The sequence below is a fragment of the Nostoc sp. genome, from assembly GCF_054880495.1.
The window spans coordinates 1-11,021 of the sequence record NZ_JBTYKD010000352.1 but is presented as its reverse complement, the minus strand read 5'-3'; the positions used below and the strand labels follow the sequence as shown (position 1 = coordinate 11,021).

Below are 11,021 nucleotides of genomic sequence, written 5' to 3'. Positions count from 1 at the left end.
GGGTGGGTATCTTGCCCGCCTTTGGTTACTGGGCGGGCAAGATGCCCACCCCACAAGATTGAATAATTTATTTCTGGGAAATCCCTAAGGTTATTTCTAAACACAGATTAATTATCTATGATTATATATAGTTTCTTTGAGCAAACTGACTTTTGTTAGAGTTTAAACACTTTCATCTGGCTCAGATTTAAAAATATAAACCTCCACAAATTATGGATTAAAATTACTGATTTTTTCTTCTCTTTTTTAATCGCTTGGGCTTTTTAAAATACTGGAATAAGCGATTAAAAAAGCTAGAAGATGGCTTTTTCTTAGGGGGCAATTGCTCCGTTGGATTCGTGCCATTATCTTTGGTGTTATCAGACAGAGGTATAGCATCCTTCGTTGGGACTATGCCGCTTCCGTACCTTCTGGCATAAACTTGGGTAAACTCTGCACCGAAGAAAAGAATCTGTGCGGCATAGTTAACCCAAGCTAAAATGACTACCAGTGAACCAGCAGCACCGTAGGTTGAACCAAAACTGCCATTACCTAGATATTGTCCTAATAAAAACCTACCGATAGAGAACAAAAATGAGGTAATAATAGATCCAATAAAAACATCATTCCAAGTAATTTTGACATCTGGCAGAACTTTGAAAATTAGCCCAAATAGCGCTGTAGTTATCGAAAAAGATAGGACAAAGTTAACTATTGGCCAGATGAAATCAACACCGGGTAGGATATTGCTAAAGTATGTTACTAGTGCTGTCAATGCGGTACTAATTACTAAAGAAACTAAAAGTAAAAAGCCAATCCCGATCACCATTGCAAAGGATAAAAAACGTAGGCGAATCATATTGATTATGCCGGCTCCGGGTTTCGCTTTCACTTTCCAAATCGTGTTGAGAGAATCTTGCAACTCGGTAAATAAACCAGTAGCACCTAATACCAAAACTGCAATACTAATAATGGAAGCGATCGCTCCTGTTTTTGGTTTGTTAGCATTCTGAATGGCTGTTTGGATAAGTGCGGCGCCATCTGGGCCGACTAAACCTTGAATTTGTCCCACGATTTGACCCCTTGCCGCCTCTTCTCCAAATACTGCTCCTGCGATCGCAATTACAATAATCAGCAACGGTGCAATGGAAAAAATCGTGTAATAAGCTAATGCCGCCGCTAATCGTGAGGCTTTATCCTCACTCCATTCTTTGAATGTCTCTTGTAACAACTTCCAAATCGCCTGCAAATTCATCCAATCAGTCTCCTTGGGGGATGTCACTTAGTTCATGATATATTGGATACTTATTTCTTAAGTAACGGCATCCACCCAAGGGTGTTAGTAAAGCCTCCTGGAGGAGGAATTGAGAATTTTATAGTCACAACGTTTTAGTGCTATAAGAGCAGTTATGAGTCCTACTCCCAACTTTTTCTACATAAAACTTAACATTTCCTGATTTTAGCCAAATATCCTCTCAGGTATTCCTCTGGGAGGGTTTGTGCTTAGTTTTAAAAATCTAATCAATGGAGGATGCTTGATTATTATTAACAAAACCTATGAATCGCCTCTATCTCTTGGTAGATTTAATATTGACAATAAATTGTTTTATACAATACGTAAATTATACGGACAATGCCTCAGGTAGTTTTAGTTAACCCCCAAATCCCGCCTAATACAGGTAATATTGCTCGAACTTGTGCCGCTACGGGTACAGAGTTACATTTGGTGGGACCTTTGGGATTTGAAATTAGCGATCGCTACCTCAAAAGAGCTGGTTTGGATTACTGGCCTTATGTCAAACTGCACTATCACGAATCGCTAGAAGCCTTTAAGAGCGTACATCAGGAGCGTGGAGGCAGATGGTTAGGTTATACAGTTCGTGGAAATTGTAATTATGTCAGTTTTCAGTTTCAACCTGATGATTGGCTGCTGTTTGGTAGTGAAACCACGGGCTTACCACCAGCAATTATCTCAGATTGCGATACTACTCTGTATATTCCTATGAGCCAACCGGGGGTTCGCAGCTTGAATCTGTCAGTCAGTGTAGCAATTGGCTTATTTGAAACCCGTCGTCAGTTAGGCTATTTACAATAGTTGTTTACCTGCAAGTATATAAGTAATTATACTTAAATTATCTCCAGAAATCTATTGTACGAGTTATTTGTAGCTAGAAAAATTTTCTTGCTTACTGGAATAATTTGTAAACAAAGATACTTAAAATGGGATTTTTCCGCAAATTGTAGTGGAAGATACTTACAAGCACCGGAAGGTTATTATAAGAAATTTGTATATAAGACTTCGGACATTGCCAAATTTGAATGATAGATTTTGATGAATTTGAAACATCCTAAATTGGGGAACAAAAAGACTAAAACCCGGTCAGGTTATAAATTTGAGCCATTTTAGCTTGATAAACGCCAGAAAGCAGCCCAAAAGTAGCCGCTAGTTAATACGGTTCTTTTTTAGGGAATAATGAAGATAAAGTCTGGTGTTGAGAAGACGGATTCGGTAGAAATATCTTGAATATATCTACAGTAGGGAGCATAACTTTTCCAGAAGTCGTAGCAATTTAATTCTCAACAGCGACTATGGACTGAGGAAATAGTTTTCCAGTCCCCGCGATTGAGGCAAGACAAGCGCGGACAATGGTAAAGAGTAAAAGATCCTAAGTGGTGTTAGGAGTGGTTCAGACAAGTAAACACTGCAAACTTTAAGTTTTGCTAATATGTGCCAACTTGTCTAAATCAGAGAAGCAGGTTAATCTTGCGTAAGCATCTCTGGTGAGTGTGATCTTGATCGATAGTTAGTTGTGATCTAGATCATTGACTAGTATCCAACTGAAAAATCGAGATCAGTTAAGCGCTAGTGATCATAGGAGGTCGTCTTTGAAACGAGCATTGGAAAAGAGAGTAAAAGCTGTGTTGAAAAATAACTCCAGTAGCGACGATACCCCGGTAGAACTGCTTAATGTGATCAATCCAAAAGTTAACCGCCGGGTGCGGACAAAAGCCGCCATGATTGGCTTGGCAATCTCTATGGGAGCAACCAGCCTTTTGGTGACTCGACAAAGCGATCAAGCCCAAGCAGCAGTGCCTGTAGGTAGCCAAAAGGCTTCTTCTTCGATTCCTGCTGTTTCTGACACTGAGGTAAAATTCGCCTCCACAAGGCTGGAGTCCCAAGCAGTCTCATCAGCGAGCGTGCCGGAAAATCCTGTGATCGTGGAACCAACCGCAGTTTCACAAGTGCCTGGGCTTGAAGCTAAATGGCAAGTTGCGGCTAGTGGAATGTCTTTGCAAATTCCTGCATCAAAAACCTTTTCCCAAGCAACAACGGTTTATAAAAATTCCACCTACCCGAAGCCCCAAGTGGCAGAGGGATTGAAGAATACCTTAGCCGAGACTAGTTTCCCAACAGTCAATAATCTGTCGAATTCTAGTACTGATGCTGTTGGTAGTATAAATGCATCACTAACTGCCCAGCCACAAACAGTGGCAACATCTAGTGCAGCCGACAGTGAAATAAATGCACAACTTAAGGCGCAACAAGAGTTCGCACTGAATCGCTTACAAGAAAAATCGAACCGATTAAGAAAAAGTCTGGCACAGTTGCGGTCTGGGGAGACCAAAACTTTATCACAAGCTGATATGGGGTTGGTGCAGCCGACGACTGTGGTTGAGAAGACTATATTAGCCCAATCGGGCACTTCTGCCGATGCAAGCAAAGCCAACCTGATATGGAGGTTAAAACAGAAGACACAGACAAGTGCGTTTGTACCAGCCAAACCAACAGTTATTGCGTCTTCGACTCATATAGCCTACGCAGTTAAGCCTGGAGATACATTAGCAGCGATCGCCAGCAGATACAAGACTTCAGTATCACAACTAGTTAAGGCAAATAACCTCAATAATCCAAATGAACTGCAAATTAGTCAAAAACTGATTATTCCTGCTGCTCAAGTTGAGGCAACTGTAGCGAGTAACCCCACTTTTGTAGAGTCTAGCAATACTCCAAAAGTAGCCACCTTCCATGATGTGAACATTGGTAATGCCAACTCATATCTACCTACTTCACAATCACCAACTATTGCCGACAACAGTAACGTTGCCGTCCCTACACCGGTAATTGTTCAGATTCAGGCAAATAGTGCGACCGGCTTAGAAACAGCCCCCACTGGTGTAACTTCTTATGGTGTCGGTGGTGACATTCCAGTGCCACAAGCTTTTGGAAAAATGCAACAGCTTAAAACACCAACAAATAGGGTAGCAAGCGTAAACAATAACAATAATGACCGTTTGCAGGGCTTACAAGCGGAAATCCAGAGATTACAGCAGAAATATCGCGCTCAACAATCTGGAAACTTAATTGTGCCAGCAGCTAGCGAAACTAATAATGCTGCGATGCTCACTCCTGTTTCTAGCCCCAATAATTTCACTGTCCCCAAGTCCGTAGTTCGACCAAATAGTGTAGCGATACAAATTCCAGTTCCTACACCTATTAGAGCTAACTATAGCTTTCAACCAATTAAGTCCCAATACCGTGCTACTATGCCGGCTAACGAGCCAGTAAACCCAGATTTCTTGCCCAATCTAGGCTCTGCTAGTCAGTGGACTCCCTCTGACAATCCATCTGGCAATCCATCTGGCACAAGGGTTAAAACCCCTACTGGAAGAGTAAATGCCTCAGACTCCTTAGGAAAGATGCGGGGAACTACAGTTTCTCCACAGATGCGGATACCACCTTTGGCAGCAGTCGATCAATATCTGCCCAGACAAATTGACGAAACTATACCCCCTCCATCTAGCTCATCCATCGCTTACACATGGCCGGCGAAGGGTACTCTCACCTCTGGTTATGGTTGGCGCTGGGGTAGATTGCACAAGGGAATTGACGTTGCTAACTCCACTGGCACGCCAGTTGTCGCCTCGGCTGACGGTACGATCGAAAAAGCTGGCTGGAATAATGGTGGTTACGGCAACCTCGTCGATATTCGTCATCTCGATGGCAGCATGACTCGCTATGGTCATAACAGCAAGATTCTGGTGCAACCTGGTCAGATGGTGCATCAAGGAGAAACAATTGCTTTAATGGGTAGCACTGGTCACAGCACTGGACCACACAGCCACTTTGAAATTCATCCATCAGGCAAGGGTGCTGTTAACCCAATAGCCTTCCTACCAAATCGCCTGTAATTCTTGAGTAGTCTGTAACTAAATCATTAGCTTGTTAGTTGAGGGAGTTCACCTCCCTCTTTTGCTTTCTATGACCTCAACAGGGATGGAAATTCTAACAAAATTCCCAAAGGGGCTAGTCTTGAGCAAGTTTGTATGCTATATTAGTTAATGATTTGGAAAAACATGGCTCAGTAGCTCAGTTGGTTAGAGCACGGGACTCATAAGCCTGGGGTCGTTGGTTCAACTCCGACCTGAGCCATTTTAAATTTTATAAGAAGTAGTGAGCGATAATGTACGTTCACAAATTAGATGTCGCCGTTCAAAAATTAATGTCGTTTTTCACACATTAATGTCGCTCTTTCACTAATTGGTGTCGTAGCTCATTTCAGATAACCGTTCACAAACTAATGTCGCAATATCCCTCTCCTAAGAAACCAAAAAACCCGTCAGACACCTGACGGGTTTAGTTTTGTTAAGGAGATTAAACTATGGGAAGATATAGAGTTACTACGGGTAATAAAAGGGTAGTAACGAATAGCAAGACTGCGATCGCACTCAAATCCGTTAACCCACAAGAATTTCCCTTACTTCGTTGCGTGTGACTTAATGCTTTACCTCATTACTATTTAACAAGTTTGTGTACCTCAAGTTCATTCTTGTTCAAATCCCTGATTACTAAATTTGAGAACCCGGCAATTCTCGCTGACCGTGCGAATTACATTATCTGGTACTCCTTCAGGGACAGTGACCTGAAGTTCCAAGGTAATTTCTACTTCAGCATCTACCAAACTACTCAGGTGTTGAATAACCTCGTCTGCTATCTGTCCTACGTCACGTCGTAGCCGTAATGCGTCCAATTTGACTGAACCATAGAAACGTTTTGGTGGAACTATGACAGTTACTTTGCTATCAGAGGAGCCATCTGGTGTTACTACAGTGTCAATAGTTTTTTCCTTGTCAGTCTTATAGCTTCCTGTTTTTTCTTTAACTACTGGTGGAGTTACAGGTTTAGCAGCAGCATCTGCCTCAAACTGGCGTTGCGCTACTTCTGGCTTAACTATCAGATTTTGACTGCTAAGAGTTACGGTAATGTGTTCAGCTGCTTTCAAACCAAGATAACGTTCTTTGGATTCATCCCAGCCTCTGGCATACGCAAAGTTTTCATTCCACAGTAATGCTGCAACTCCTTCTGCGATCGCTTGTAATAGCACTTGTTGATTTTTGATGCGTGGCAGGTAAAGGTAGTACGCTAAGTACTCCCACAACTTCTTAAGGTCGAGGTGGTTTACATCGCGCCAGAGATATGGATCGAGAGCTTCCAAGCGCAGGCGACTAGCAGCATAGTTGGCAATCAAATGTTCTTCATGAACTGCTTTGCGACTTGCTTGCAGAATAGGAGAGTCTTGCTTTTGCAATCGAATTTCTTGCCATTCAATCTCTCCTTGGGGGTCGGGTTGCATCGGCACTAACAGCCAGATGTAAGCTTCCTGAATTAAACTTTTTACATCTTTGTCGGTTTGCTGTTGTTTAGTCGTCGCCTGATTGCTTTGAAAAACATCCAAGTTTAAGGCTTCTTTATCTCGAATAATCGAATTCCAGGCGAGGTATTGGCAAACAGATTGTTCTAATAGCTCCAGTTTTGCCTTGTCTGGTGCTAGGAACAGCAACATATTCTTGCAGTACCGAGGACTGGCTCCCTTTTGGTTCAGTATTTCTTCGGCTCTGGTGCGGGCTTGGGTTTCGCTTTCCTTATTTTTATGGGGATGTTGTGGCCCCATGACAACCAGCCTTACGGCCATTTCATCAGGAACATCTGCGGAGGAGTCGGGAGCAATATGTACTCCAGCAAACTCACCGCGCTGTTTGTCAGCCTTTAATCGGAGAATAATTTCATCCCAAACTTTATCCTGATCCTGTTGGATTTGCTCGGCTCTGTCTTGGGCAAGTCTGGTGACACTAGGCTGAGTTGAGAACCAGTAACGAGTGTTATCGACATAAAGATGTGTGGACTGGTCGGTAAGTCGGCGCAAAGCATCGCCAAAAGTTGCTGCACTTTCTCCTGGTTGAACACACCCTAACTTGATCCGATGATCTTCTACACCGCGATTGGCTGCTCTTAGAGTAGGAGCAGAACCAAGGTAAATCGTCCTGGCAACGCGGCGACAGGCAGAGTAACGTCCTAAATTCGGGTTTTGGCGATCGCACGCCAATGGTAGAGAATTATATCCATCTACATCTTTTTCAATCACTGGCACCCAGTTATCTTCGAGGTACCGAGTCAATTCTGTTTGTACCTGTCCATCATCCATTGGCACGCTGGCAGGCATGATTAACAAACTCTTGTCCTGTCCTTCCCAAAGTGAATGAATCACTTTTGCCATCAGTCGCAGCACACCCCGCGTGCGTTGGAATTTGTCGAGAGTTGACCAGTCATTATAAAGTCGGTCAAACAGTTCTGGATGGATAGGATAGGCATTTTCTAGCCGTCGTTTGTAACTACCTTCTCGGCACTCACTAGGAAACTCCTGAGATTGGTTTTGGTACATTTCTGCAAAGGCACGGATGATGGCATCACGGGCAATAAAGCCACTTTCTTCGGTGATGGGTTGAAACAGCCGCCGCCGAACAATTTCAAAGCTTTCATCGGCAGTTGCTGGTCGCCAAGGAGATTCGACTCTGCCAATAGCATTTTTGAGTCTACTTAAAGCAGCTTTACCGCGATCGCCTCCAATCTCATTATCGGATGCCGGAATACTCACGACCAAAAGAGTTTGGTTAGCGTTTTTTGCCGACTCACTCAAAGTCTGGGCAAAGGTAAAGTGAGTGTCAAAGCTGCCCCCCGGAAGGTCGTTTACTTCGTGAAGCTGTCGGGCATAAGCTACCCATTCATCAATTAAAATCAGGCAGGGTGCATAGCGGTTAAACAGCAGCCGGAGGGTATCGCCAGGGTTCGTTGAAGTTTCATCTGCTTCTCGAATCATTTCGTAGGCTTCCCTACCGCCCAGTTGCCAAGCTAATTCGCCCCAGAGTGTACGGACAACTGTGCCATCTTTTTTATGTTGAGGCTGACCGGGAGAAATTTTATTTCCTACCAGCACTGCTGTGTTAACTTTTGGCGGAGGTAAAACGTTTGAGGCAGCGCGGTGGACGGGTTCCCCGGCATAAAGCGACTGCCGTGCCGCTTCCAGTACTGGTTCCAATCCGGGTAACTTAGATGCGGGAACTCCCATAAACAGGTGGTATAGTGCCAGCATGGCGTGGGTTTTGCCCCCACCAAAGTTGGTTTGGAGTTCGATAACGGGGTCGCCTGCATTGCTAGAAAGACGTAACAAGGCATTTGTGAGCAGTTGCTTTAGCCCTTCGGTGAGAAAAGTGCGGCTAAAAAACTCTGTAGGGATGCGGTATTCGTCGGAACCTTCATCTAAATAAACTTGCCAGAGGTCGGCAGCAAATTCTGCTTGTTGGTAGCTACCAGAGGCAACATCTGGGTGAGGTGTAACAATTTCTCGCCAGGGTTTTAAACCGCCTACAGGATTGCCTTCTAAAGGTTGGAGAGTAGCACGACGAGTTTCACGACGAGCTTGTTCTGTAAAGCGTAGCCGCAAAAGTTCTTGTTTTTGTTTATCAACTTCATCTGCTTCTGGTGCAGAAAAAGCAGAAAGTAACCGCGATACGCTATCAAGAGCGCGATAGGCATCATCTGTAGAGAGTGGCTTGTTGTGCGCCCAAGAGTTGCGGGTGTCAATTAATTCTCCAACCAAGCTTCTTTCAGCATTGCCCAGAGTCTTTTTGAACACCTCACGCCACTGATTAGACATGAGTTTCAGCAGTGCTGATTCGTCCTGCTTGAGAATTTGCTGGACATTACGTCTTAGGCTGTGGTCTTCTGGAACAAAAGGTGTAGCGGCAACTACCCACTTATCACCATAAATGGAACGCATTTCCCTTTCCACAAAAGGATATAAGCCATCTCTCAAAAGGTCTAGCACCCTGCCAACTCGTTCGCGGTTACTTACGGTCATAGATTTTTATACTAATGTTTATAGATAAATTTGCCCTCACCCCTGCCCCTCTCCCAAATTGGGAGAGGGGTAAAATTGCTCCCCTTCTCCCAAATTGGGAGAAGGGGCTGGGGGATGAGGGCTATCTTGGATAAAAGCGTGACTAATAATTTGTAAAGCCTCAAATAAATTTGTTTCCACTAACTCGCTACTAACACGTACAAACTGCAATCCCAAAGATTCAAGTAATTCTTGACGCTGTTGATCTAGAATCTTTTGAGATTCATGAATGGCTCCGTCTACTTCAACAATTAGACGTTCAGCTGCACAAAAAAAATCAACAATAAAACAGCCAATTGGTTGTTGACGACGGAATTTCCTAGCTTCTAACTTTCTATTTCGCAAGGCTTGCCAAAGGATGGCTTCACTGGGTTTAGGTTCTTTGCGAAACTGACGGGCTACCTCTTTCATTTTTTGGTGGAGGGCTGGGGGGACTTGCCAGTTGTCAGAAGTGCCCTCACCCCCAGCCCCTCTCCCATGCTGGGAGAGGGGAGTAGGATTAGGCTGGGAGAGGGGAGTAGGATTAGGCTGGGAGAGGGGAGTAGGATTAGTTTCTTGTGATCTTGTTCCCCCTCTCCCAAATTGGGAGAGGGGGTTAGGGGGTGAGGGTAATGAAGGCTTTTCAAATTCCATCTTTAAAACAACGCTACTTGTAAGGGAGTAGATTCTTCGGTTTCAGCAGCGAGGCGAGAAATTTCTGGCCAGGAAATCACTAAGCTGTTGTAAGCGACAGCTTCAGCAGCCCAGCCTTTTCTGTCGCAAATGTTATATAGCCGATAAGCTAATTCCCTTGCTGCTTCTCCTATGGTTCCCAGTTGAGATAGCAAATTTGCAGCACCTTGATTTCCAGCACGGTCTTGCAATTCCCAAATCATGTGCTGTGTCGCTTCCCAGACCGTGAGGCGGTTATCGGTTTGGGGATTCCAATTTTTGGGTAATTCGTCGCGGCGCAATAGTCGCACTTTACCCGCTTTGGCAGTGAGAATGCCAGCGTCTACCATGCCTTGTACTGCTGTATTCTTAGCTTTGGAGAGGGTTTCTGCATCGCCAAATAACCCTTCAGTAAAGGTGTGCTGTTCATACCAAATCAACGCAAAGCAGGTTTCAGCATCAAATTCTCCTTCTTGTTCAGCGAGAAAGTCATCTAAAGTTTGGTTAATCAGTTGTAGTGCAATACGCACAGGCATTCGTTCACCGTCTGATTCCAGGACTTTGCTGTAGCGAGAGTATATTTCCATACCTGGACCGATGCTGGCTTGTGCCAAGTCTACCGGGGCGATGTTGCCTTGTTGGAGTTTTTGCAGTGCATTTGGGAGTTCGCGTTTGAGAATGTTGACAAATTGGCGGCGGGTGGTGGATGGGGCGGTTTCTGGGCGAGGACGGCAGACAAGAGCAATGGATGAGGCGAGGGCATTGGTGCCACTAGCAATCGTGCGGTTACTTAATTCTGTCCGCATTGGCCAAGTGCCAGTAATGCTAAAACCAGCTTTTATAAGTCCTTCAAGCATAGTTTCCCATCCGGTTGAAGCTCTAATATCACCGTTCCCCTTTCCTTCAGTGAGAGAAACTTCATCATCCGTTTCTGTTTGCTTGAACGCATAATAAACAGTCAAAGGATATCCCTCATGCGCCATCTCACGCATCCGTTTAAAAGTTTCACCCAGTCCTGTCTCAAAAAATTCTTTTGCCTTTTGTTTACTACCACCAAAGCGATAAGGTGTTGTAAATATTTATTGATTCTATACCCATATATACCCAAAAATGGTAATATGGTTATATGAAATTATCAGATTATGCAAAGAAAGCCGG

The 11,021-nt window shown here is 44.1% G+C and carries 6 protein-coding genes and 1 tRNA gene; 3 read left to right on the top strand and 4 right to left on the bottom strand.

Translation table 11 applies throughout. The features are described 5' to 3' along the window. Positions 1-223: 223 nt before the first annotated feature. Positions 224-1,234 carry a YihY/virulence factor BrkB family protein gene (locus ACYTXL_RS29865; protein WP_461927799.1) on the bottom strand — a complete coding sequence of 337 codons (1,011 nt, stop codon included), beginning with the start codon at positions 1,232-1,234 and terminating at the stop codon, positions 224-226. A 378-nt stretch (positions 1,235-1,612) separates the two neighbouring features. On the opposite strand from ACYTXL_RS29865, the gene ACYTXL_RS29860 reads away from it, so the two are divergent. The 3 genes from ACYTXL_RS29860 to ACYTXL_RS29850 all read left to right on the top strand — a co-directional run bounded on the left by ACYTXL_RS29860 (position 1,613) and on the right by ACYTXL_RS29850 (position 5,410). Next, positions 1,613-2,074 (top strand): tRNA (cytidine(34)-2'-O)-methyltransferase, encoded by a 462-nt coding sequence (locus ACYTXL_RS29860; RefSeq protein WP_461927798.1) that lies wholly within the window; start codon positions 1,613-1,615, stop codon positions 2,072-2,074. Positions 2,075-2,865: 791 nt separating this feature from the next. Further along, positions 2,866-5,169 (top strand): LysM peptidoglycan-binding domain-containing M23 family metallopeptidase, encoded by a 2,304-nt coding sequence (locus ACYTXL_RS29855; RefSeq protein WP_461927797.1) that lies wholly within the window; start codon positions 2,866-2,868, stop codon positions 5,167-5,169. Positions 5,170-5,336: 167 nt separating this feature from the next. Continuing rightward, positions 5,337-5,410 (top strand) — tRNA-Met (locus ACYTXL_RS29850). Between the two features lie 391 nt (positions 5,411-5,801). On the opposite strand, the gene ACYTXL_RS29845 is transcribed toward ACYTXL_RS29850, so the two are convergent. The 3 genes from ACYTXL_RS29845 to ACYTXL_RS29835 all read right to left on the bottom strand — a co-directional run bounded on the left by ACYTXL_RS29845 (position 5,802) and on the right by ACYTXL_RS29835 (position 10,825). Beyond that, positions 5,802-9,173 carry a Swt1 family HEPN domain-containing protein gene (locus ACYTXL_RS29845; protein ID WP_461927796.1) on the bottom strand — a complete coding sequence of 1,124 codons (3,372 nt, stop codon included), beginning with the start codon at positions 9,171-9,173 and terminating at the stop codon, positions 5,802-5,804. 36 nt (positions 9,174-9,209) lie between these two features. Continuing rightward, the gene (locus ACYTXL_RS29840; protein WP_461927795.1) at positions 9,210-9,623 is read right to left on the bottom strand and encodes an endonuclease domain-containing protein; all 414 of its coding nucleotides are present in this window, start codon (positions 9,621-9,623) and stop codon (positions 9,210-9,212) included. 224 nt (positions 9,624-9,847) lie between these two features. Further along, complete coding sequence (locus tag ACYTXL_RS29835; protein ID WP_461927794.1) at positions 9,848-10,825, bottom strand: hypothetical protein; 978 nt, start codon at positions 10,823-10,825, stop codon at positions 9,848-9,850. Positions 10,826-11,021: the final 196 nt, after the last annotated feature.

Coding starts and splice junctions, on each gene's coding strand:
- ACYTXL_RS29865 (WP_461927799.1), bottom strand. CDS start 1,234: ATGAATTTGCAGGCGATTTGGAAGTTGTTACAAGAGACATTCAAAGAA.
- ACYTXL_RS29860 (WP_461927798.1), top strand. CDS start 1,613: ATGCCTCAGGTAGTTTTAGTTAACCCCCAAATCCCGCCTAATACAGGT.
- ACYTXL_RS29845 (WP_461927796.1), bottom strand. CDS start 9,173: ATGACCGTAAGTAACCGCGAACGAGTTGGCAGGGTGCTAGACCTTTTG.
- ACYTXL_RS29840 (WP_461927795.1), bottom strand. CDS start 9,623: ATGAAAGAGGTAGCCCGTCAGTTTCGCAAAGAACCTAAACCCAGTGAA.